This is a genomic window from Acidobacteriota bacterium (assembly GCA_039030395.1).
Lineage (GTDB): Bacteria > Acidobacteriota > Thermoanaerobaculia > Multivoradales > JBCCEF01 > JBCCEF01.
In genome coordinates this window covers 71,937-96,072 of record JBCCEF010000016.1, presented here as the reverse complement: position 1 = coordinate 96,072, position 24,136 = coordinate 71,937, and the positions used below count along the sequence as shown (strand labels likewise).

Below are 24,136 nucleotides of genomic sequence, written 5' to 3'. Positions count from 1 at the left end.
CGTCGGGCGACCGTGTTGCGTCCGATTTCGAAACCGCCCGGCCTTCGCCGCGTACAGGTTCCGAGAGTTCGAATTCCCATGGAGAATCCAAATCATGAATAGCGTCAACCGCATGCTGCGTCCCTATACCCTCGTCGGCGTGGCGATCGCCCTGCTCCTATTCACCGCCTGCGCCCAAGCGCCGGAAACGGTGGTCACCCCCACCTACACCATCGACCAGTTCCTCGACACCACCAGCATGGGCGGTGCTTCCTTCTCGCCCCAGGGCGACAAGATCCTGGTGTCGAGCGACGCCGACGGGGTGTTCAACGCCTACGCCATCCCGGTTGCCGGCGGCGATCCGGTACAGCTCACTCATTCGACGGACAATGCCATTCAGGTGATCAGCTATTTGCCGGAGAGCGAGCGCTTCTTGTACAGCAGCGACCAGGGCGGCGACGAGCTCAATCACGTCTACCTGCGAGACCCGGACGGCACGGTGACGGATCTCACCGCCGGCGAAAACCTCAAGGCCTTCTTCGGCGGCTGGGCAAAGGATCGGACGGTTTTCTACCTGCTGACGAACGAACGCGACCCACGCTATTTCGACGTCTATGAGGTCGTCCTCGACGGGCTGCAAAAGGAGTTGGTGTTTCAAAACGACACCGGACTCCAGCTTGGAGCGGTGTCGCGAGACGGCCGCTACTTCGCCCTGTCGAAGAATCTCGGCGACCAGGACAGCGACGTCTACCTCTACGATCGGCAGGACGACAGCCTCGAGAATTTGACCGAGCACGAGGGCAGGGAACAGCACCAGCCGGCCGCCTTCTCGCCGGACGGCGGCAGCCTTTTCATGCTGACGGATCGCGACAACGAGTACCAGTACCTGGTGCGGCAGGACCTCGAAACCGGCGATCGGAGCGAGATACTGCGTCCCGATTGGGACATCTGGTACGCCTATTTTTCGCGCACCGACAAGTACCTGGTGGTGGGGATCAACCGCGATGCCCGAACGGAGATTCGGGTGCTCGATGCGGAGACCTTCGAACCGATGGAGCTGCCCAGCCTGCCGGAGGCGGACATCACCTCGATCACCTTCTCGGCGGATGACGAGCAGATCGCCTTCTACGCCAACGCCAGCCGCTACCCTTCGAACCTCTTCGTCCACGAGATCGGCAGCGCGGAACCGGTCCAGCTCACCCAGAACCTCGATCCCGAGATCGAATCGGAACACCTGGTGGACGGCGAGGTGGTGCGCTTCAGCTCCTACGACGGGGTCGAAATCCCGGGTATCCTCTACCGCCCCAAGGGCGCGAGCGAGGAGAACCCCGCGCCGGCCCTGGTGTGGGTGCACGGCGGCCCCGGCGGCCAGTCGCGGGTCGGTTACTCGGCCTTGATCCAGTACCTGGTCAACCACGGCTATGCGGTGTATGCGATCAACAACCGCGGCAGCACCGGTTACGGCAAAACCTTCAACAAGATGGACAACCAGAAGCACGGCGAAGCGGACCTCGGCGACGTGGTCGCCAGCAAGCAGATGCTGATCGACACCGGCTGGGTGGACGCCGAGCGCATCGGCATCATCGGCGGCAGCTACGGCGGCTACATGGTGCTGGCGGCGCTGGCTTTCGAGCCGGAAGTGTTCGACGTCGGGGTGGACATCTTCGGGGTGGCAAACTGGCTCCGCACCCTGGAGAGCATTCCGCCCTGGTGGGAAGCCTTCCGCCAGTCCCTATACGAGGAGATGGGCGACCCGGCGACGGATCGCGAGCGCCTGGAGCGGATCTCACCGCTCTTCCACGCCGAAAACATCCAGAAGCCTCTGCTGGTTCTGCAGGGCGCGAACGATCCGCGGGTGCTGCAGATCGAGTCCGATGAGATGGTGGAAGCGGTGCGCGCCAATGGAGTGCCGGTCGAGTACATCGTTTTCGAGGATGAGGGTCACGGGTTCCTGAAGAAGGAGAACCGCCTCGAAGGCTACCGCTCGATCCTGGTCTTCCTCGACCAGTACCTCAAGGTCGAAGGCGAGGCAGCGACCTGAGTAAGGTTCTCATCGCCGGCTGTGGCGACGTGGGGACTCTGCTGGGCCTCCACCTCGTCGCCGCCGGCCACCGGGTGTGGGGTCTGCGCCGCGACCCCCGGTCGTTACCACCGGAGATCATCCCGCTGGCGGGGGATCTGACCGATGGTGCGAGTCTGCGTCGGGCGTTGCCGGAGCATCTCGATGCGGTGGCCTACACGGCTGCCGCGGACGGCTTTTCGGACGCCGCCTACCGCGCCGCCTACGTCACCGGACCGGCAACCCTGCTGCAGGCTCTCGGAGAGCGAAGGATCGCGCCCCAACGCTTGGTCTTCACCTCCAGCACCGGCGTCTACGGCCAAAGTTCCGGGGAGTGGGTCGACGAATCCTCCCCCGCCGCGGCGAAGAGTTTTTCCGGCCTCCGCCTGCTCGAAGGCGAAGCCATTTTCCGGCGATCCAACATTCCAACGATCGCCCTGCGGCTGGGAGGAATCTACGGCCCTGGACGGACGCGCTTGCTGGATCGGGTGCTCTCCGGCCAGGCCAGCTACGATCCGGCGAGGCCGGTCTTCAGCAATCGCATTCACCGCCAGGATGCGGCCAGGGCGCTCGCTCATCTGCTGGACTTGCCGAACCCGGAGGCGGTCTACCTGGGAGTGGACGACGAGCCCTGCGATCTCGGAACGCTGTACTCCTGGATCGCCAGGCGAGCGGGCGTCGCTGCGCCTCGGTCGGGGGGCGAAAACGCCGGCAACCGACAGCGTTCGAACAAGCGATGCCGCAACGGGCTTTTGCGGGCGACGGGATTCGCCCTCGACTTCCCCACCTTCCGCGAGGGCTATGCGCCGCTGATCGCTGAGCGGCTAGCAGGATGCTGAAGAGTTTTTCAGCATCCTGCTAGCGCACGGCAAAGCATCACGACGGCAGGTCGTAGTCCAGTTTCAGGTCAAAGGCCGACAGGGAAACGGCGAAGTCCGATCCGGCATTCTCCTCGACCGGGAAATCCAGGAAGCGTTCGCGGTCGACTTCCCGCAAGCGATCGAAGAGCAGCATGCCGGCGTGGATTTCCGCGCGCCAGAAATCGCAGCGGTTTTCGTGCGGCAAAAAGCGGCGTCCGCTGCCCGCCGGATCGACCAGGCTGCGGCTGCGGGAACAGTATTCCTTCACCCAGCAGGTCGAACAAGAGGCGAGTTCGGCCTCGCGGCCGACCTGGGTTGCGGTTCGCCGTCCTTTCGACCTCTCCTGCTGAATGAGGTAACTCACCACTCGGGCGACCGGCTGATAGAGGCAGTCACTCTGGCCGGCGGCGAGATCTTGGAACATCTCGTCAACGATCACCGCCAGATCCTCAGCGAAGACGCTGACCGTTCCCGGATAGTGGATCGAACCGAGAAACTGGTGCTCCACCTGGATGCCCTCGAGCCGCCGGACGCCCTTTTGGCGCGCCCGCTTCCACAGGTCGAGAAGGCGGTCGTCCGGCCCCAGATCCGAATCCACCTGCGGTTCCTCAGGCAGAACCGGCTGCAGCCGGTCCAGTGCCATCGCGACTCGCTCCGCTTCGGCATCGGGATCGACCTCCGGCGACAGATTCCAGCGGATCGTGACCTTCGCCTGCAGGCGCTCCAGGGCATCGGCCACCGGCAGGGTCACCGCCCCGGCGGAAACCGTAACGTGAAGGCCCAAGGTTTCGCGGTGGGGTGCACCTTCGACCATCGTCAGGAAACGCAGCAGGAGATCCGCATCGTTCACCGCCCCCGCCGCTCCGACCACCAGTCCATGCCGCCGGAGCACACCGTTGTCGACCAGCAGCGCCTCCAGCTCGGCCAGCGAAGTCTCTTCCAGGCGATCGAAATGCCACTCGAGGTGGGCTCCGAAGTCGAGCAATCGAGCGGCGGGCTCTCCCGGCGACTCCACCACGATCGGCCCCGGTGCGGCACCTTCGTCCTTCGGCTTGGCCTCCGCCGTGATCAGGCCGACATCCGTCATCCATGCCAGCAGGACTTCATCCGGATTGCCGCTATCGAGAACGCTAGCCACATGAAGGCGGTTCTCGTCCTCGACAGGAATCAGCTTCGAACGTTCGAGATCGAGGACGGCGCGACAACCGAGATGACGATCGATGATCGGGTAGATGGGACGGATGCGAAAGCTGCCAGGAATCATGGAACCTCCAAGAGAATCATCAAAGAAGGCAGCGGGCCGAAGCCCGCCCCGCAGCCCTGTTAAATGCTGTGCTGCTACCAGTGATGTTGTTCTCGGAGCCGTTTTGGGGACAGCGAACGACAAGATTCTCCTGGGTTGGTACGCAAACGCGTCAGTAAAGCCCTCTGCAGGTTGATTTCGACCAACGTCCGAGGCTAGGGCCTTTCCAAGTAGCGATCCAGCCAGCCCAGTACCGTCTCGTGCCACTGAATGCTGTTCGCCGGTTTGAGCACCCAGTGGTTCTCGTCCGGGAAGAAAAGAAGCTCGCTTTCGATGCCTAGGCGCTGGAGCGCGGTGAAGGTCGCCAGACCCTGGGTTTCCGGCACCCGGTAGTCGAGAGCGCCGTGGATCACCAGCATCGGGGTTTTCCAGGTGGTGATGTGATTCACCGGATTGTGGATCTCGTGACGGGCCACCGCGGCGTGGTACGGACCGCCGTGCTCCCACTCCGGGAACCACAGCTCTTCGGTGGTGTAGTACATCATCCGATGATCGAACAGGCCATCGTGGTTGACCAGGCACCGGAAGCGGTCCGGCCACAGGCCGGCGATCCAGTTCACCATGAAGCCGCCGTAGGAGGCTCCTAGGGCGCAAGCCCGGTCACCGTCCAGCCAGGGGTAGCGTTCGATCGCCGCCGCCAGCCCCTTTTGGAGATCCTCCAGCGGCTTGCCGCCCCAGTCGTCGGTAATCGAGTCGGTGAATGCCTGACCGTAGCCCGTCGAGCCGTGGAAGTCGATCATGACCGCCGCGTAGCCGGCGCCGGCGTAGGTCTGCGGATTCCAGCGGTAGTGGAAGTTGTTGCTGAAGGAGCCCTGCGGTCCGCCGTGGATGAGAAATGCGATGGGGTACTTCTCACCGGCCTCGAAGCCCGCCGGCTTCACTACGTAGCCGTACACCTCTTCGCCGTTCCAGCCGGTGAAGGAGAACTGTTCCGGCTCCCCCATCGAAACCTTCGCCAGGCGACCGGCGTTGATCGCCGTCAAGGGCTGGGGTTCGCCGCGAGCGGCCAGGCGATATAGCTCGACTGGCGAGGTCAACGAATCGTAGCCGAAGACGATCTGGTCGCCTGCCACCGCCGGCGAGCGCACCGTTCCCTTGCCGACCAGGCGACGGACTTCGCCACTCGCCACCTCGATCTGGAATAGCGAGACCTGGCCGAGATCCTGGGCGGTGACGAAGAGGGTCTGGCCGTCCGGTGAAAAGGTAAAGTCCCGCACCGAGCGGTCCCAGCCCTCGGTGAGTACCCGTGCCGCGCCGCTCGCCTGATCGCGCAGCACCAGGCGGAAACGATCCGCCTCAAATCCCGGCCGCTCCATCGCCAAGTAGGCGAGGGTCGAACCGTCCGGCGAAAAGGTGGGATGGGTATCCCAGGCCGGGTTGGCGTCGGTCAGGTTGCGGCGCTCCCCGGAGCCGTCCGCCGGTGCCGCATAGAGGTCGAAGTCAGTGGACCAGGGTTCTTCCCGACCCGCATCGCGGGCGGCGAAGACCACGCCCTTGCCGTCCGGCGAGACGGCGATCTCTTCGCTACCGCCGAAGGGTTTGGAGGGCACGTCGGCGTCGAGGCCGGCGGTGAGATCTACCGGCTTGGCCTCCTCGCCGCCGAGGGAGAGCGAAAACAGATGGGACCGGCGACCGTCCTTCCAGGCGTCCCAGTGGCGGACGAAGAGGCGGTCGTAGAGGCGCCCGCTGGGCGCTCCGTCTGCGGACCGCTTCTCCAATCGGTCGGCGGTGCAGGCGAGGTCGTCGCAGTCCACGAACACCTCGGCCGAAAAGAAGATCCGGTCACCGGCCGGCGACACCACCAAATTGCCGACATCGAGGGGTAGGTCGGTCACCGGCCGGGCTTCGCCACCGGCGGTCGGCAATCGCCACACCTGGGACGAACCGGAGCGGCTCGACAGGAAGAAGATCGACTGGCCATCGGGAGCCCAGCGCGGACTGTAGTCCGACGCCGGATGGCGGGTCAGCTGCACCGGTTCCGCTCCATCCTCGATGGCGACACGCCACAGGTCGGTGCGGCCGCGGTTCGCGTCGAGATCGGTGGTCCGCAGAACGAAGACCACGCTCTTGCCGTCCGGCGCCACCTGCGGATCGGACACCCGCTCCATCGCCAGCAGATCGTCGACGGTGAACGGATGCGTCTCCGCCAGCGCCACCGTCGGCGACAGCATCAGGGCCAGAATCGTGATCCATCGGAAGGTCTTCGAGCGCATGCCATCCTCCAGTTGTCGCGACCTCCGGCCGCGCAATGTTCAGGTCCAGTCCAGCGCCTCGACTAGAGCCAGTGAAAACGAGTCCATCGGGTCGAACCGACCAGATCGAGCCCCTCAGATCGAAATGGAGCCCTTACGAAAGTCCGTGGCGCCGATGTGGGCGTTGATCACCACTGGGCGACCCTCGGCGGCCAGTTCCTTGGCGCGCGCCAGCACCCGGGGGGTGTCCTCCGGCCGCTCCAGCAGCAATCCCTCGCCGCCGTAGCCCTCGGCCACTCGGTGGTAGGACGTCGGTGCCAGCACCGTCGCCACGTCGTCGCCCAGAATCGGCACCTGTTCGCGGGCAATCTGGGTCCAACCGGCGTCGTTGCCGATCACCGCGATCACCGGCAGACCGTGGCGCACGAAGGTGTCGATCTCGGCCAGGCTGTAGGCGGAGGAGCCGTCGCCCCAGATCAGCCACACCTCCGCCGAAGGACGGCAAAGGGCCGCCCCGAGGGCAAAGCCGCCGCCCACGCCGAGGGTGCCGAAGGCTCCCGGGTCGAGCCAGCGCAGGGGTCCCCGCGGCCGCAGCGTGTAGGCCGCCGTCGCCACGAAGTCGCCGCCGTCCACCACCAGGACGGAGTTTTCTTCGGCGACTTCTTCGATTTGCCGAAAAAGATCCACCGGATTGATGCCTTCGACCTTCTCCGCCGCCGTGGCGTCGATCTCCGCCTCGCGCTCGCGGTCCGCCGCGCTCAGAGTTTCGATCCAACGGCTCCAGCGCGCCCGGGGTTTCGCCACCTTCGCCAGTTCGACCAAGAAATGGGCCGGATCTGCCACCACCCCCAGTTTCGGCGTGCGGTTGAGATTCAACTCTTCATCCGTCAGATTGACGCCGATCAAGGTGGCTTGGGAGCGGATCTGGCGCCCGTAGTCGAGGCGAAAGTCCGCCGGAAAGCCGGCGAGGAGGACCAGATCCGCCTCGCGCACGGCACCGCGCCGGCGGTGGCGGCGCTGGAGCGGATGATCGCGGCCGAGGAGGCCCCGGGCGCTACCGGCCAGATAGACGGGCAGGCCCAGCGACTCCACCGCCGCGGCGAGCGCCTCGGCCCCGCGGCCACCGTCTTGGCCGCCGCGAACCAGCGCCTGGCTGCCGATGATCAGGAGCGGCCGCTTCGCCTTCGACAGGAGCGCCGCCGCCTTCTTGACCGCCTTCGGTTCCGCCTCGCTCACCGGAGGTTCTTCGACCTGCCGGTTCACGGTCACGTCATCGGCGCCCTTGAACAGGCGATCCACATGGCGTCGCAGATAGCGGTTGATGAGCCAGCCCCTGAGGCCCTTGGCGCGGCTTTCGGCGTACCACTTGCGCACTAGATCCTGGCCGTAGAGCAGGTCGACCGGGCATTCGACGAACACCGGCCCCGGTACCCCGGCGGCCGCCACCCGGAAGGCCGTCTCGACCATCCCCGGCAGCTCCCGCACCTGCTCCGCCGAAGCGGCCCACTTGACGTGGGGTTCAAAAAGGGCGAGTTGGTCGATGTCCTGGAGCGAGCCACGGCCACGCAGCACCGTCGCCGCGGCACCGCCCAACAGCACCACCGGCGACTGTGCGAGTTGGGCGTTCTTGACCGCCGTAATGGTGTTGGTCGCACCGGGGCCGGCGGTCACCGCCGCTACCGCCGGGCGACCGGTGATGCGGGCGGTGGCGTCGGCGGCGAACACGGCGCTGACCTCGTCGCGTACATCGACTACTCGGATCTCCCGCTCTTTGCAGCCCACCAGGATCGGCGAAATGTGTCCGCCGCAGAGGGTGAAGATCGACTCGACCCCCTGCACCGAGAGCGCTTCGGCAATCAGTTCGCCTCCGTTCATTCCGCCTCCTCTCCCACTGCGGGTGCTTCGTTGAGCACGTGACGTTCGAGCACGAAACAGGTCAACTCGCCGGCGAGGACTTCTTGTTCCCCGACCCGCGCCGTCACTTCGACCCGCCGCTTGCGGCCCTCCTCGCTCACCACCCGGGCTTCGCAGAGCACCCTCTGCCCCACCCGCAGCGGTGCGAGGAAGCGGCAGGAAGACGCTCCCAGCACCACGTTCGGATCGTTCACCGCCAGCATCGCCGCGTGGTCCACGGCGCCGAACAGGAATCCGCCGTGCACCAGGCCGTGATCGTCGACCAGCATTTCGCTTTGGGTAGTGAGGATCACCGAGGCAAAGCCCTGAGCCAAGGTCCTCGGCTCACCGCACAGGCGGTGATCGATCCTACGATGGGTCTGGGGAGTCGTCGCCACCCGCGCATTATAGGTGGGGCACCGGCCGGGTGGGGTCAGGAACGCAATCGCATGCGCAGGGCCCGAACGGAGACTTCCAGGCGGTCCGCCGCGGCGGCCAGATCGCCATCGGTTTCTTCGAGAACCGCCTCGATCTCCGAACGCTCGATGTCCTTTGCCTGCCGGAAGTCCGGGTAGCGCCCGAGTAGGGAGTAGAGGGAACTGCGCGAGATGCCGAGCTCCGCAGAAGCTGGTTTGATGCACCAGCGGTGCCGACGGAGCACCTCCCTGATCTCGGCGCGGGGAATGGCCAAAGGCGGCCGATAGGCCGCCGCCGGGGGTATTCCTGGGTCAATGACCGGCGTCGGCCCAATCGCTGCCGGCGCTTCAGCGGCCCCTCGCGCGGCATCCCGCCCGCGCGGCTCCTGACCGCCCAGCAGCCGTTCGACCCGCGGGCCGAGGCGAGCCTGGTCCGATCCGCGGCTGTAAATGGCGAGTTGGCGGGCGACATTGCGCAGTTCGCGCACATTGCCCGGCCAGGCGTACTCCGCCAGTCGCGCGATCACCGAGGCCGGCAGCCAGGGTTCTTCTTCGCTGGTCAGCGGGTGGCTCTCACCGAGCGCATCCAGCTCGTCCCGAAGGAAACGAAATAGCAGCCGGCCGACGTCGTCGCGCCGGGCGCGCAGCGGCGGAATCATGATCTCGTAGCCGGAGGTCAGGCGGTAGAGCAACGGCGCGCGAAACCGCCCGCGGGCAACGGCGTTCTCCAGATTGGCATCGGTGGCGGTGATCAGCCGCACGTTGACCCGCTGGGTCTCGTGAGAACCGACCGGCTGGATCTCACCGGATTCGAGTACCCGCAGCAGCATCACCTGTACGTCCGGCGGCGCCTCCCCCACCTCGTCGAGGAACAGGGTGCCGCCCTCGGCCCGGCGGAAAAAACCCATTTGACTGCGGACGGATCCGGTGAAGGCTCCCTTGACCGAGCCAAAGAGCTCCGTCGCCGCCAGGCTCGGCGGAATCGCACCGAGGTTGACCGCCACGAACGAGTTCTGACTGCGCGAACTGGCTTCGTGGATGGCGGCGGCAACCAGCTCCTTGCCGGTACCGGTTTCGCCGCGCAGCAGCACCGGAACTTCGAGATCCGCGCTGCGCAGAATGTCGCGGCGCAGGCGCACCATCGCGGCGCTCGCTCCCACCATGCCGAAGGATTCTTCCGGATAGCGCCCCGGTGCATCGTGGCGATGCAGCAGAAGAACCACCCGGTCCGCCAGGTGGAGCACCACGCCGCGGTCGATCTCATCGGAAGACAGCTCGACGCTCTCGTGCAGCGGCATGCCGTCGAGCTGGACGGGGATGGTGCTGCCGCAGCGACTGATCCGCACGGAGCCCGCCTCGCGGCCGGCCTCGAAGGCCAGGGGCCGTCGGCTGAGGTGGGGATCTCCGAGCGGACGGAGGAAGAGTTCCGGCGACCCCGGGGCCCGGAATCCCGGAGACATCCGAGACAAGGCGCCGGTGGGCTCGTTGAAGCGGGCGATCTCGCCTACCCGCTCGAGGTCTCGGTGATAGAGCACCGTGAGGGTGAGATGGGTGCCCTGCAGGCCCATCGCGGCCGACACTTCGCGCGAAGGGAACACCGAGGAGATCTCGACCGTCGCTGTGTCGTCCATCTGCACCCCGTGCTCTCGCCTCCTCGCCTGCTGGGCCGCTCGGCGGGCACGATGCCGGCCAGCGGCGGTGAGCGGAACTTCTTTGCGCCCTATTCTACATCTTGCCAGAGGGTTACCTTCTCGCTAGAGACCCAGGACCTCTACACCCTGCTCGAAGACGATATCCACCGGGATTCCCGCCGTCGCCAATCGGGCGAGGTCCTCTTCGAGCTGTGCACTCTGACGTCCGTAGGTGGCGACGAAGGAAGCCACGGCGTCGTACTCGCCGTCGCCCTGCAGCCTCAAGATTTTCTCGGACAAGGAGTCGATCACCTCGTCGATCTTCTCCGGAAGCACCCGATATTGCCCGGTCTCCGCGCTGCGCTCGATCGCCCCCTGCTCCAGGAAGTAGTTGAAACGGATCAGGTTGGCCACACCGTGGGCGCTGGCGGAGCCGAAGCGGATGGACCGGAAAATGCTGGCGAGGAAGGTGACGTGGTTGTCCATCAGGTCCGCCTCCCCCAGTTCGCCATCGGCGTGCAGCCGGCCGACCATGTAGAGACCGAGAACGTCCGCCTTGCCTTCCTCTAGGGCGGAGGCATGTTCCTGTAGCGCTTCGCGCACGGTGCCGGCGCCGTCCAGGGTGTTCTTGATGCCCAGGCCGTGGGCTACCTCGTGGAACATGGTGTTGGAGAAAAAGGCGCCGAAGGTGACGTGGGAGCGCTGTTCTTCTGCCACCAACACCCCGGCGATGGGAACGAGGATCTCGTCGAACTTCGCGCGCATGGCGTTCTTGAGCTGTAGCCGGCGGGTGCCCCTGGCGAGCTGCACCTCCTCGTCGTTCGGCAGGTTGATGGCAATGGTCTTGGAACCGGCATTGCAGTCACCGGCGTAGTAGACGACATCGTAGGCGTTCAGATCGGAGTCGGTGCCCGGCTCCTCCTGCTTGTAGGCCTCGTCCACCGGCAGACCTTCTTGCAGCGCCGGCAGCAGCGCCGCGTAGCGCGACAGGCGGTCGCTCCATTCCCGATCCTTTACCAGCACGTAGCCCTCGCTCGCCGTCTTGGTGCCAAGAAGGCCGTCCTCGTAGCTCTCGATGGGGCCGATCACCACATCGAGGCCGTTGTCCTTCATGTCCATCCAGGCCAGGTCGCTGGCCCGATAGTCGTCCGACAACAGGGCCTCGGCCCGCAGCTCCAGATACTTTTTGAGGCCCGGTTCCTCGGCCAGCTCCGCCGCCTGGCGCAGCTTCTCCGCCGCCCGGCCGTAGCTGGCGGCGAAGGCTTGACTGTAGGGAACCGCTTCTAGGGCGCCACCCTCGGACCGGCGCACCAGGGTGTACAGATCACCGATCGCCGGGTCTTGCAGGATGGCGTTTTCTACTTCTTCCTTGGTCACGTCGGCAGGATAGAGGTTGGCTCCCGGCGGCTTCGGACCGACTCCCGACACGAAGGGCTCATTGCCGTCCAGGCGGTCCCAGGGGCCGTAGTTGATCTCCGCGTAGCGCTTCATTTCCTCGCTTTCGAGGGAGTTCATCAGCGCCACCCGGTCGCCATAGGCCTGATACCAGAAGGCCTCGTTCATCGTGTCGGCGGCCTCGATCAGCAGCGGCAGCATTTGCCGCTCGGCCTCCGTCAGCACGGAAAGATCGGTGGTCAAGCGCACCGTCGTGTAGCGCTCCAGGCGCTCGGCGATCTCGTTCACGGCGGTTTCGTCCTCGGTTTCCGGTTCCTCGGGCGCCGGACATCCGACGGCAACGGTGAGCAACGAGACGCAAACGGCAAGTCGGAAAACATTCTTCATCGTTCTGGGTAACTCCTGGCAGTGGTTTTCGAAACGGCAGTTTATCGGAGGGCCGAGATGGGGTCCACGCACTTTCCGAGATGAAAAGGCGGTAAAGATTCCTTCGCACCTCATCAAATTCGGCTGTTTGCACGCTTTTATAGGCAGGAACTCGCGATGCCGCGAGGCTCACCCGCAATCGGTCCCAAGGAGCCTGACCATGATCCCTCTGCCAGCCCCGTCCCGAAGAACCTCCCTGTCGATCGGCCTCATCCTCTTGCTGGCGGTGGCCGCCCTGACGGTGCACGCCGGCGATTTCGATGGCCGCCCATCGGAGAGCCCGCAAACCACCGACTCCTTCGATCCCCTGGCCAAAGAACTGAGCGCACAGGGCGGTCACGAGGAGGTGCTGAAACGCTGGCGTCTCGACGACGGTCAAACGGTCTCCGTCCTGTGGACTTTCACCACCCCCCAGAAGGAGAACCTCCAGCCGGTGATCGAGGTGCCGCGGGCCGGCGCCTACCCCTGGTACACCGGCTCCTCCCTGACCATCCTCGATCCGAAGGCCTACTGGACGGGCGCAGAGTGGGGCTTTGCCGGCAACAGCGACGTGCCGTTCCTGCGGGCAAGCGACACCAACCCGCCGGAGGAAGACAAGAAGAAGACGGTGGAGATCTGGTACTGGTGGCGGGGCACCTTCGGCCCGGACCTGGGGATCGATACCCCCGGAGCGACATTCGTCGACCGCGAGGAATGGCCGAGCCACCTCTACCCCGGCGCCACCTTCGTCATCGTCACCGTTTCCTTCGGGCCGCCGTGCCCGGCCTCGGTCAGCGCGACGCTCACCTCACGGGCGGCACCCTCCGTGCAGGTGCGGGGCTTCGGGATGGAAGGCTCCTGCGTCGACGGTTAGCGGCTAGCAGGGTGCTGACAAACTCATCAGCACCCTGCTCCGAGCCTGAAGGGCGAGGCGGCGCCGAAGGCGCCGAGGACGGGGTGAGCCCGAAAACACTCATGTTTTCGGGTGAGGGGGCGCCCAGCCCCCTGAAAAGAAAAAGCTAGAAGACTGCTGAAAAAATAAGGGCGCAGCCCTATTCAGCAGTCTTCTAGCTAACCCCTTAGGACGTGCCGAGCGATCACCAGCCGCTGCATCTCGCTGGTGCCTTCGTAGATGGTGGTCACCCGCACGTCCCGGTACAGGCGGGAGATCTCGTACTCGGCGTGGAAGCCGTTGCCACCGTGGATCTGCAGCGCCTCGGCACAGGCGCGATTGGCCGCTTCCGAGGCGTAGAGCTTGGCCTCCGAAGCGAGGCGGCCAGCGCGTCTGGGATCCGATTCGGCGATCTGGGCGGCGCCGTAGGTGAGGGTGCGGGCGGCGGCCAGCTCCGTCGCCATCTGGGCGATCTTGAAGCGGATGGCCTGGTGTTTGGCGATCGGAACCCCGAACTGCACCCGCTCCTGCGAGTACTCCACCGCCAGTTCCAGCGCCCGTTGGTGGATGCCCACCGCCTGGGCGGCGATGCCGAGGCGAGAGTGATCTAGGGTGGCGAGGGCGATTTTGAGGCCATCTCCCTCCTCCCCCACCAGGTAATTCGCCGGAATCCGGCAGTCGGTCAGCACCAGCGGCGCGGTAAGGGACGCCTTGAGGCCCAGCTTCTCTTCCGGTGCACCGACGGAAAAGCCCGGCGCATCGGACGGCACCAGGAACGCCGACAGACCCTTTTTTCCGGCCTCGGCGTCCGTGCTCGCCACCACCACGTAGTAGCGGGCGAAGCCGGCGTTGGTGATCCACGCCTTCTCGCCGTTCAGCACCCACTGATCGCCATCCCGCACGGCGGTTGTGCGCATCGAGCCGGGATCGCTTCCGGCCTGCGGCTCGGTCAATCCGAAGCCGCCGATGCACTCCCCCGTCGCCAGTTGCCGCAAGGCGGTGTCCTTGATCCCATCGCTGGCAAACCGATCGAGGGGCCAGCAGCACACCGAGTTGGTGACGCTCATGGTGACGGAGGTCGAGGCGCAGACCCGCGACACTTCCTCCACCGCCACGCAGTAGGTCAGCGGATCCATCCCGGCGCCGCCCCAACGTTCGTCGACCATCATGCCGAGGAGGCCGAGTTCCCCCATCTCCTGGATGATGTCTTCCGGGAAGCGATGCTCGCGCTCACGCTCCTCGGTGCCCGGCCGGATGCGCTCTTCGCTGAACCGGCGCACCTCACCGCGCATCAGCTCGGTGTCCTCACCGAGGTCGAAACTCGGTCCGCTCACCGCTTCCGGGGCCGCGACGGTCATGCTTTGTCGATCACCCAGTCGGCGATCACCAGTTTATGGATCTCGCTGGTGCCCTCGTAGATTTCGGTAATGCGGGCGTCGCGGAAGAAGCGCTCGACGTTGTATTCACGAGTGTAGCCATAGCCGCCATGGATCTGGAGCGCCTTGTTGGTGACCTTCTGGGCCATCTCCGAGGCGAACAGCTTGGCCTGCGCCGCCTCCAGGCTATAGCGCTTGCGGTTCGACTTCGCCCAGGCCGCTTTCCAGGTCAGCAGGCGGGCGGCATCGAGTTCGACGGCCATGTCCGCCAGGTAGAACTGGATCGCCTGAAATTGGGCCAGCTCGCGGCCGAACTGCTCGCGCTCCTGGGCGTAGGCCAGCGCCTCTTCGAAGGCGCCCTGAGCGATTCCCACCGCCTGGGCGGCGATGCCAACGCGGCCGCCGTCCAGGGTCGCCATGGCGATCTTGAAGCCCTCGCCCTCGTCGCCGATGCGCATCGACGCCGGCACCCGCATGTCGTTGAAGGCCAGCCAGGTGGTGCCCGAGGCGTTCACTCCGAGCTTGACCTCGTGGTCGCCGCGGGTCATGCCGGCGGTATCCGTCGGTACCGCGAAGGCGGTGATGCCGCGGTGCTTCATTTCCGGATCGACGGTCGCGAAGACCAGCGCCGTATCGGCATGGGTGCCGTTGGTGATGAACACCTTCTCGCCATTCAGTAGGTAGTCGTCGCCGTCGCGCCGGGCGGTGGAGCGAAGGGCCGCCGCGTCGCTGCCGGCGCCGGGCTCCGTTAGGGCGAAGCAGCCGAGCTTCCGGCCGCTGGCGAGCGGCGCGAGGATCTCTTTCTTCTGCTCTTCCGTGCCGAAGGCGAGGAGCGGATCGCAGACCAGCGAGTTGTTGACCGACAGGACCACGCCGGTGGAGGCACACACCCGGCTGATCTCCTCGATCACCAGGCAGTAAGAGATCGTATCCATCCCCGAGCCGCCGTACTCCTCCGGCACGCAGACCCCGGCCAAACCGAGTTTGGCCGCCTGATCGAAAGTGGCGCGAGGGAACTCACCACTCTGATCGATCTCTTTCGCATCCGGCTTGACCACCTCTTCGGCGAAACGCCGGACCGACTCCCTGAGCAGTTGCTGCTCTTCGCTGAGCTGTATTTCCATCTCGAAACCATTCTCCCTTTGGCCTTGACTCCGAGGGCGCGAAACCGCCTCCGGTGCAGTGATTTGCCGTAGCGCTAAGAGTACCAAACCGGCGGCACCCTCCGACAGCACCCGAACCCAAACCTGAAAGGCTGGACGCCCCGCCAGCCGCCGGCCTCTTCAGTACCCTGCGATCGAGCCCGAAGGGCGAGGCGGCGCCTTAGGCGCCGAGGACGGGGTGAGCCCGAAAGCACTAGTGTTTTCGGGCGAGGGGGCGCCTAGCCCCCTGGAAACCAAAGCTAGCAGGGCAGCTGAAATGATAGGCCGCAGGCCTTTTTCAGCAACCTGCTAGGCGTGGTCTTCGCGGCGAATTTCGTAGCTCTCCATCTTCTTGTAGAGGTTGCTGCGCGGCGTTTCGATGGCCTGGGCGGTCTGGGTGACGTTCCAGTCGTTTTCCTCCAACTTGGCGAGGATGAACATCCGCTCGGAGCGCTCCCGGAACTCCCTCAGGGTTCCCACCGCCAGCATCGCCTCGGACATTTCCGGCCGCGCACCGCCGGTAACGGTGATCACCTCTTCGGGACCGATTTCGCCGTCCGGCGCCAGGATCAACAGCCGCTCGACCAGGTTCTTGAGCTCCCGCACGTTGCCGCGCCAGGGCAATGCCTGCAGATGCTGGATCGCGTCGTCCGAGAACTCCCGGGCGCGGTAGTTGCCCTGGTCGGCGTACCGGCGCACGAAGTAGTCGACCAATAGCGGGATGTCCTCCAGCCGCTCACGCAGCGGTGGCGTGCGCACCGGTACGACGTTCAAGCGGTAAAAAAGATCCTCACGGAAAGCGCCCTCGGCGATCGCCGCCTCGAGGTCGCGATGGGTGGCCGCCACCACCCGCACGTCCACCCGCACCGTATCCGCTGCACCCACCGGCTCCACCTCGCCATTTTGCAGCACCCGCAGCACCTTCGCCTGGGTGCGGGCGGACATGTCGCCGATCTCGTCCAAGAAGATGGTGCCGCCGTCGGCGGTCACAAACTTTCCCGCCTGCTTGCGCACGGCGCCGGTAAAGCTGCCCTTCTCGTGGCCGAACAGTTCGGACTCGATCAACTCGTCTGGAATCGCCGCGCAGTTGACCTGCACCAGCGCCTCTTCCCGACGCGGGCTGGCGCGGTGGAGCGCCCGGGCGACCAGCTCTTTGCCGGTACCGCTCTCGCCGGTCACCAACACCGTGGCGGAGGTCGGCGCCGCCTTCTCGATCGTCTCCCGCAAGCGGCGCATCGCCGGCGAGGTGCCGATCATCTCGTCTTCGAAGGGACGGAGCTGGCGGTTCTCCTGCTGCAGGCGGGCGGTCTCCACGGCGTTGCGCAGGGACAACAGCACCCGCTCGCGAGAGAGGGGCTTCTCAAAGAAATCGAACGCCCCGCGGCGGGTGGCCTCCATTGCCGTTTCGACGTCGGCATGGCCGGAGATCATCATCACCGGCATGTCGTAGCCGCGCTCGCGAAAGGCTTCGAGCACCTCCAGGCCGTCCATCTCGGGCATCTTGATGTCGAGGACGACGGCATCCGGCAGCCGGTCCGCCACCCGCGCCAGAGCCTGCGGCCCGCCGGGTGCCTCCTCCACCCGGTAGCCCTCGTATTCGAGGATCATTCTCAAGCTCTCGCGGATCGACGCCTCGTCGTCCACGATCAGCACGGAAGCGCGGTAGGAGTCTTTGTTCTTCGCCATATGCGGCGTGAGTGTAGCCCAAAAAAATCGAGCCGGCTCCAACGGGAACCGGCTCGCAAGAGGGACCTCTGTCTGAAGTGGTGAACTAGGGCTTGCGCACCGCCGCGAAGAACGACGACTGGCGGCCGGAACGCGGGTCGATGCGCCGCACGTAGAGGCGCACGTAGGAGCCGGAACTGATTTCCCCGATCATCGACTCGAAGTTCGAAGAGGTGGTGACCTCGGCGCCGTTGACCTCGCTGATAACGTCGCCGGGCCGCACGCCCTCTTCATAGAGCGGGCTGTCCGGCTGCACGCCGGTGACCCACACGCCGCCCATGTCCGCCGGCATGCCGTGGACGTCGCGAGTGCCCGGCGTGAGGTTCTGGTACTGCAAGCCCAGCCAGTCGATCCCGCCCTCGTCGTCTTCCGGCTCCGCCGGCGCATCGATGCCGAGTCCCGGACGCTCGCCGAGCTTGACGGTGAGGCCTTCCTTCTTGCCGTTACGGAAGACTTCCACGGAGACCTTGGTCCCCGGCGGCTTTGAGGAAACGTAGTTGATCAGGTCACGGGTTTCGGATACCCGCTCGCGGTCGACCTGCAGGATGATGTCGCCGTGGCGCAGACCGGCTTCCGCCGCCGGCTGGTCGTCGACTACCCGCTGCACCAGAGCGCCGTCCGGTGTTTCCAGGCCGAAAGCCTGGGCGGTGTTGAAGTCGAGGTTGGTGATCTCGATGCCCAGGTAGCCGCGGCTCACCCGGCCGGTGTCGCGGAGCTGCGGCAGGATCGACTCCAGGGTCTTCACCGGTACGGCGAAGCCGATGTTCTCGGCGTTGTAGTTGATCGCCGTTGCGATGCCGACCACTTCGCCCCGCAGGTTGACCAGCGGACCGCCGGAGTTGCCGAAATTGATGGCGGCGTCGGTCTGAATGAAGTTTTCGAAGGAGATGTCCGAAATACCCAAGGAACGGTTCTTGGCGCTCACCACCCCAACGGTGACCGTGTGGTCCAGGCTCAGCGGGCTGCCGATCACCATGATCCACTCACCCACCCGCAGGCTGTCGCTGTTGCCGAGACGCAAGTACGGCAGATCCGCGCCGGTATCGATCTTCAACAGGGCCAGATCCGTCGCCGGATCGGTCCCTATAACCTCCGCGTCATAGGTTCGGTCGCCGAGAGTGACGGTCAGCCGGTCGGCGCCGCGCACGACGTGGTTGTTGGTCACTACCAGGCCGTCCGGGCTGATCACGAAACCGCTACCGCCGGAATCCTGACGGCGCCGCTGGGGATCGTCGGAATCCCCCTGCCCGGGACCGCCGGGGCCACGGAAGAAGAACTCCAGCGGGTTCTGGCGCCGCGGTTCGGCGTCGAAGGTGGCAGCGGCGATCGACACCACCGCCGGCTCGACGGCCTCCGCCAGGTCGGCGAATCCACCACCACCGGCCGGCGTGTCGACGGCGATGGCGAGGGCCGTGGTATTCGACTGGGCGTCGCCGCTCGGGGTCATGTCGAGACCGCCGGCCAAGGCCATGCCGAAGACCACGGCTCCGGCCACCAGAAGGAACGTGAAGAAACGACGACTACGGCTAGTGCTCATGGGTGAGTCCTCTCGCTGCGGTATGGGATTCGATTCATCTTGACGTTCGAGGCTCTTCTTCGGATGGCCGGCGGCGGCTCCTCAGCCTCTTATCGGGTACCTAAGCAAAGGCCTTGCCAGGACCACTTCCACGGCTTACCGGCGGCTCTTCGACGAAACGCTGAAAGGCTGCGTCAAAATGGCGCGATCGGCCCCTTGGAGATCCCTCTCGGAAGGTTGAATTTGCAACCCGATTCGATTACACTCGCTCCGCCAGCTTGCCTTGGCAACCTAGGAAGTGGGCCTTATGCCCACTTTTTTTATTGTCAGCTTTTGCCTCGAAGGGTCGCCTGCTGAAGGGATTCGCAAAGGCCCAAAACAACTGCACAGGCAAGCCGTTGTCAGTGGAAGTCAGAGCATGAACGATGCGCAGCGCCGTCGCCCCCAAGGACTCGACCCGGACCTCGAGAAGGAGTTCGCCTCCATCGCCGACTGGTCCGGCTGTGAGCTGGTCCACGCCACACTGAATGGCGGGACCTTGCGGTTGATGATCGACCGCGAAGGTGGGATCACGCACAGCGACTGCGAAACGATTTCGAAACAGGTCTCGGCGTTGCTAGACGTCGTCGACTTCGGCCACGACCGGTACGTCCTGGAGGTCACCTCCCCGGGGCTCGACCGGCCATTATTTCGCCGAGGCGACTACGAGCGCTTCGCAGGCCGTCGTGCCCGAATCACCCACTATGCGGAAGACCGTAAGGTCACCGTGATCGGCCGCCTCGGCGGCTTGGTGGAGGATCGGGCGGTTCTCGAAGCGGATGGCGGAGAGCGCCTGGAGATCCCCTTGGAGAGCATCTCGGCGGCACGCCTCGAGATCGAACTATAGGAAGACCAAGTGATGGCGCAGGCTCAAGCCTCAGACGTGAATGTGAACGAGATCCTCGAGCAGGTCGCTCGTGAGAAGGATATCGACCTCAGCCGGTGGATTTCCGCTCTCGAAGACGCCATGGCGTCGGCGGCCAAGAAGCAGCACCGCATCAAGGAACCGGTGCGGGCCCACCTCGACCGCGAGACCGGCCAGTTCACCGCCGCGATCGTCAAGCAGGTCGTCGAGGAGGTCGAAGATCCGCTGGCCGAATGGACCGTCGAGGAGGCGCAGGATCACAAGGAGGACGCCGCCGTCGGAGACGAGATCCTGCTGCCCATCTCCACCGAGGGCTTGGGCCGCATCGCCGCCCAGTCGGCCAAACAGGTGCTCTATCAGCGGGTGCGCGAAGCCGAGCGCGAGAACATCTACAACGAGTACATCGACCGCGTCGGCGAAGTGATCAACGGCACCGTCAAGCGCTTCGAGCGTGGCGACATCATCATCGACCTCGGCCGCACCGAGGCGATCGTGCCGCGCAGCGAGCAGTCGCGCCATGAACGGTATAGCCAGGGCGAGCGCATTCGCGCCGTCATCGTGGACGTCCACACCCAGCCGAAGGGGCCGCAAATCGTCATCTCGCGCACCGATCCGCGCCTGCTGGTGAAGCTGTTCGAAATGGAGGTGCCGGAGATCTACGACGGCACGGTGGTGATCAAGAATGCCGTGCGGGCGCCCGGCGAACGGGCCAAGGTCGCCGTTTTCAGCCGCGAGCGGGACGTCGATCCGGTCGGCGCCTGCGTCGGCATGAAGGGGTCCCGGGTGCAGTCCATCATCCGCGAGCTGCGGGGCGAGAAGATCGACATCATCGAATACAGCGACGATCTCGTCACCCTCGCCCAGAGCGCCCTGGCACCGGCCAAGATCACCCGTGTCTCGGTGACCCACCCGGGCGAGTACCCGCATCTCGACGTGATCGTCGAGGACGAGCAGCTTTCCCTCGCCATCGGCAAGCGCGGACAGAACGTTCGCCTGGCGGCCGAGCTGCTGGGCGCCAAGATCGACATCAAGAGCGAAACCGACGTCAAGGACGAAGTGGCCGACGCCCTCGCCCGCATGCTGCAGACGGCGATGACTGAGGCCGAGGAGGAAGGCCAGGAACCTTCGATCACCATCGACCTGACGGAAGCTCCAGGGATCGGCGCCAAGACCGCCGAAAAGCTGGCCGAGGCGGGCTTCGACGATCTCGGGCGACTGCTGGAAGCCTCCGAGGAAGAGGTGTCGGCGGTCGAAGGGGTCGGCGGCAAAACCGCCGAAGGCCTGCTCGAATGGGCCAAGGACGAGCAGGATCGCCTGACCCAGGAGGCGGTGGGAGAGGGCCTCTCCCTCGACGAGGCGGAAGCAGCGCCGACCAGTACCACGATGGGCGATCAAGACTTCATGAGCGCCTTGACGGAGGCCTTCCAGGAGAGTGAACAACTGCGCGAGACCCTCGCCCAGCGCACCGCCGACGAGGAGGCTGCAGAAGACGACGCAGAAGAAGCGGGCGACGGGCCCGGCGAGGCCGAGGACGGCGATACTCAATAATTTTCGGGCAGTGGTCACGCCGCCCGCGGGCGCGCGTCGAGCGCGGGGAGTCACCCCGAGCTCGCGAATTACGGAGAGACGATGGGAAAGATTCGGGTGCAGGAACTAGCGAAGAGGATGGGGATCCCCCACCAGGATCTCGTCTTCAAGCTGAAGTCGATCGGAGTGCGGGTCGAAGGCGACGACGCTCAGATCGACACGGACATCATTCAGGCGATCTTGCAGGGCAAGAAGCTTCCCAACCCCCGGGAGGTCATCCTGCGCGATGGTTCCCAGGCCTCCGAAGCCTCGAACCTGCGACGACGCATGCCCCGGCGAGCGCCGGCCAACCCTCTCCGTCCCACCCGACCGCGCACCATGATCCAGCGGGTCGAGTCGAAGATCCAGAACATCCCGGTGAGCCGCAAGAAGACGGAGGAACCGGCGAAGCCGGCCACGCCGGAAGAAGCGGCCGTCGCCGAGGTCGAGAAGGCCGCGGCCCTGGAGCCGGAGGAGCCGCGGAAGGAAAAGAAGAAGGGGCGCCGGCCGGACGTACCGGACGAGGACGAGAAACTCACCCAGTTCCGCGGCGCCGTCGACGCCCTCGAAGAGAGCGAGGAAACCGAACCGGAAAAGCCGGAAGAACCGGCGGTGCCGAAGACCACCCGCCGCAAGCGCCGGGCCGCGCGCAAGGGCGAAGCAGACAGCAGCGACCTGTCCTTCGCCAAGGGCCGCCCGGAGGGCGTGGTGATGATCAGTGAAGGCATGACCGTCCGGGAATTCGCCGACAAGCTGGGGGTCAAGAGCAAGGAACTGATCAAAATCCTCTTCCAGCGCGGCGTGATGGCCAACATCAACAACGTGCTGGACCCGGAGCTGGCCGAAGAGATCGCCATGGAGCTGGAGATCGAGGCCAAGGTCGTTTCCTACGAAGAAGAGGTCCAGTACAAGTCCGAAACGTCCCTCGGCGAGGAGATTGAAGGCACCGTTGAGCGGGCCCCGGTGGTGACCATCATGGGCCACGTCGACCACGGCAAGACCTCACTCTTGGACGCCTTCCGAGAATCGCGGGTGGTCGACAGCGAACACGGCGGCATCACCCAGCACATCGGCGCCTACGAGGTGATGGTCGGCGACGAATCCGACAAGAAGATCGTGTTTCTCGACACCCCGGGCCACGAGGCCTTCACCATGATGCGCGCTCGAGGTTCAAGGGTGACGGACCTGGTGGTGCTGGTGGTCGCCGCCGATGACGGCGTGATGCCGCAGACCCAGGAAGCCATCGACCACGCCCGCGCCGCCGACGTGCCGCTGGTGGTGGCGATCAACAAGATCGACAAGGAAAACGCCAATCCCGACCGCGTCAAAAAGGAGCTGGCCGAGCGCGAGCTGCTGGTCGAGGACTGGGGGGGCGACACGGTGTCGGTGGAGATCTCCGCCCTCAAGCAGCAGGGTATCGATCAGCTTCAGGAGATGATTCTCCTCACCGCCGAGCTGCTGGATCTCAAGTCCAATCCGGAAGTCGCCGCCCAGGGTGTGGTGATCGAGGCCCGCAAAGAGGTTGGCCGCGGCATCGTCGCCACGGTGCTGGTGCAAAACGGTACCCTCACCATCGGCGACTCCTTCGTGGCCGGCGCCACCACCGGCCGGGTGCGCGCCATGGTCAACGACTTCGGCGACCGTATCGAAGAAGCCGGACCCTCGACCCCCGTCGAGATCACCGGCTTCACCGACGTGCCGGACGCCGGCGATGTGCTTCAGGTGGTCGAGGACGAGGCCAAGGCGCGCAGCATCGCCGACCTCCGCCAGCAGGAGCAGCGCCGCAGAGACATCGGCGGCACCTCCTCCAAGCTCAGCCTCGAGCAGCTCTTCGAGACCATCCAGGAGGGTGAGGTCAAGGAGCTGCCGGTGATCGTCAAGGGCGACGTCCAGGGCTCCGTCGAGGTATTGAAGGACACCCTGACCAAGCTCAGCACCGACAAGGTCAAAGTGCAGATCATCGGTTCCGGCGTGGGCGCCGTATCGGCCAACGACGTCCTCCTCGCCTCCGCATCGAATGCCCTAATCGTCGGCTTCAACGTTCGCCCGGAGCGCAACGCCTCGGACCTGGCCGAGAAGGAGGAGGTGGACATCCGCCTCCACACGGTGATCTACGAGCTGACGGACGAACTCAAGAAAGCGATGGCCGGTCTTCTCGATCCGACTTTCCGGGAGGTCAACACCGGCACCGCGGAGGTACGCGAGCTGTTCAAGGCCCCGAAGGTCGGGACCATCGCCGGTTGCCACGTGGTGGACGGAAAGATCCCGCGCAACGCCAAGGTGCGGCTGCTGCGCGACAACCGGGTGGTCTACGAAGGCAAAATCGCCTCTCTGCGCCGCTTCAAGGACGACGTGGCGGAAGTGCGATCGGGCTTCGACTGCGGTATCGGCCTCGAACGTTTCCAGGACGTCAAGCCCGGCGACATGATCGAAGCCTTCGTCAGCGAAGAGGTGGCTCCGACCCTTTAGCCCGTCCCGGATCTGGTTCAGGTATCGCCGATGTCGATTCACGTCGCGGTGGTCTGTATGGAGCTGCACTTGCCGGCGGCTCGCAGCCTCAAGGACAAACGGCGGGTCATTCGCTCACTGGTCGACCGGCTCTTCAAGCGCTACCGGGTCTCCGTCGCGGAAACCGGACGCCAGGAACTCCATCAATCGAGCGAACTGACCGTCGCCGTGGTGGCGAGCAGTCCCAAGGACCTGCAGAAAATTCTCGACAACGTCAACGCCTTGGCGGACGAAACCTCAGGTGCCGTGCTGGTGCGCTGGGATCCCTACGACGCTAGCCCCACCACCGAGTGGGTCGCGGGGGACGACGACGCGCTGGACTTCGACGAATCGGATTTCGAACGCTAACCTCCGCCACTCCATCGAAGGAATCA

17 protein-coding genes are annotated in these 24,136 nt (G+C 65.3%); 7 read left to right on the top strand and 10 right to left on the bottom strand.

Features of this window, described 5'->3' with window-relative positions; genetic code table 11:
- Window positions 1–94: 94 nt before the first annotated feature.
- Both AAF481_14835 and AAF481_14830 read left to right on the top strand, forming a co-directional pair.
- A complete protein-coding gene (locus AAF481_14835; GenBank protein MEM7482449.1) occupies window positions 95–2,020 on the top strand; it encodes a S9 family peptidase in 1,926 nt (641 codons plus the stop codon).
- Window positions 2,017–2,877: an SDR family oxidoreductase gene (locus AAF481_14830; protein MEM7482448.1), complete on the top strand. Its 861-nt coding sequence runs from the start codon at window positions 2,017–2,019 to the stop codon at window positions 2,875–2,877. Before AAF481_14835 ends, AAF481_14830 begins: the two co-directional genes overlap by 4 nt.
- A gap of 37 nt (window positions 2,878–2,914) precedes the next feature.
- Here AAF481_14830 and AAF481_14825 read toward each other — a convergent pair whose 3' ends face one another.
- The 6 genes from AAF481_14825 to AAF481_14800 all read right to left on the bottom strand — a co-directional run bounded on the left by AAF481_14825 (window position 2,915) and on the right by AAF481_14800 (window position 12,115).
- Window positions 2,915–4,162 carry a hypothetical protein gene (locus tag AAF481_14825; GenBank protein MEM7482447.1) on the bottom strand — a complete coding sequence of 416 codons (1,248 nt, stop codon included), beginning with the start codon at window positions 4,160–4,162 and terminating at the stop codon, window positions 2,915–2,917.
- A gap of 194 nt (window positions 4,163–4,356) precedes the next feature.
- A complete protein-coding gene (locus AAF481_14820; protein ID MEM7482446.1) occupies window positions 4,357–6,414 on the bottom strand; it encodes a S9 family peptidase in 2,058 nt (685 codons plus the stop codon).
- A 114-nt stretch (window positions 6,415–6,528) separates the two neighbouring features.
- Window positions 6,529–8,268: a thiamine pyrophosphate-binding protein gene (locus AAF481_14815; GenBank protein ID MEM7482445.1), complete on the bottom strand. Its 1,740-nt coding sequence runs from the start codon at window positions 8,266–8,268 to the stop codon at window positions 6,529–6,531.
- Window positions 8,265–8,684: a PaaI family thioesterase gene (locus AAF481_14810; GenBank protein MEM7482444.1), complete on the bottom strand. Its 420-nt coding sequence runs from the start codon at window positions 8,682–8,684 to the stop codon at window positions 8,265–8,267. Before AAF481_14810 ends, AAF481_14815 begins: the two co-directional genes overlap by 4 nt.
- Before the next feature lie 35 nt (window positions 8,685–8,719).
- Complete coding sequence (locus AAF481_14805) at window positions 8,720–10,333, bottom strand: sigma 54-interacting transcriptional regulator (protein MEM7482443.1); 1,614 nt, start codon at window positions 10,331–10,333, stop codon at window positions 8,720–8,722.
- Between the two features lie 123 nt (window positions 10,334–10,456).
- On the bottom strand, window positions 10,457–12,115 hold the full coding sequence (locus tag AAF481_14800) for a Zn-dependent hydrolase (protein MEM7482442.1): 1,659 nt from the start codon (window positions 12,113–12,115) through the stop codon (window positions 10,457–10,459).
- A gap of 199 nt (window positions 12,116–12,314) precedes the next feature.
- Here AAF481_14800 and AAF481_14795 point away from each other — a divergent pair, with 199 nt between their 5' ends.
- Window positions 12,315–13,007: a hypothetical protein gene (locus tag AAF481_14795; protein ID MEM7482441.1), complete on the top strand. Its 693-nt coding sequence runs from the start codon at window positions 12,315–12,317 to the stop codon at window positions 13,005–13,007.
- 197 nt (window positions 13,008–13,204) lie between these two features.
- Here the strand turns inward: AAF481_14795 and AAF481_14790 are convergent, their stop codons facing one another.
- The 4 genes from AAF481_14790 to AAF481_14775 all read right to left on the bottom strand — a co-directional run bounded on the left by AAF481_14790 (window position 13,205) and on the right by AAF481_14775 (window position 18,805).
- Window positions 13,205–14,383, bottom strand: a complete 1,179-nt coding sequence (locus tag AAF481_14790; protein ID MEM7482440.1) for an acyl-CoA dehydrogenase family protein — start codon at window positions 14,381–14,383, stop codon at window positions 13,205–13,207.
- Window positions 14,380–15,525 (bottom strand): acyl-CoA dehydrogenase, encoded by a 1,146-nt coding sequence (locus AAF481_14785; GenBank protein ID MEM7482439.1) that lies wholly within the window; start codon window positions 15,523–15,525, stop codon window positions 14,380–14,382. Before AAF481_14785 ends, AAF481_14790 begins: the two co-directional genes overlap by 4 nt.
- A 327-nt stretch (window positions 15,526–15,852) precedes the next feature.
- On the bottom strand, window positions 15,853–17,229 hold the full coding sequence (locus AAF481_14780) for a sigma-54 dependent transcriptional regulator (GenBank protein MEM7482438.1): 1,377 nt from the start codon (window positions 17,227–17,229) through the stop codon (window positions 15,853–15,855).
- Between the two features lie 85 nt (window positions 17,230–17,314).
- The gene (locus AAF481_14775) at window positions 17,315–18,805 is read right to left on the bottom strand and encodes a Do family serine endopeptidase (GenBank protein ID MEM7482437.1); all 1,491 of its coding nucleotides are present in this window, start codon (window positions 18,803–18,805) and stop codon (window positions 17,315–17,317) included.
- Between the two features lie 397 nt (window positions 18,806–19,202).
- On the opposite strand from AAF481_14775, the gene rimP reads away from it, so the two are divergent.
- From rimP to AAF481_14755, 4 genes are all read left to right on the top strand, one after another.
- Entirely contained in the window at window positions 19,203–19,670 is a 468-nt protein-coding gene (gene rimP / locus AAF481_14770; GenBank protein ID MEM7482436.1) for a ribosome maturation factor RimP, read from the top strand.
- Between the two features lie 12 nt (window positions 19,671–19,682).
- Complete coding sequence (nusA, locus tag AAF481_14765; GenBank protein ID MEM7482435.1) at window positions 19,683–21,236, top strand: transcription termination factor NusA; 1,554 nt, start codon at window positions 19,683–19,685, stop codon at window positions 21,234–21,236.
- A gap of 81 nt (window positions 21,237–21,317) precedes the next feature.
- Window positions 21,318–23,723, top strand: coding sequence for a translation initiation factor IF-2 (gene infB / locus AAF481_14760; protein MEM7482434.1), 2,406 nt, complete (start codon window positions 21,318–21,320; stop codon window positions 23,721–23,723).
- A 30-nt stretch (window positions 23,724–23,753) separates the two neighbouring features.
- Complete coding sequence (locus AAF481_14755) at window positions 23,754–24,110, top strand: DUF503 domain-containing protein (protein ID MEM7482433.1); 357 nt, start codon at window positions 23,754–23,756, stop codon at window positions 24,108–24,110.
- The last annotated feature ends 26 nt before the right edge of the window (window positions 24,111–24,136 follow it).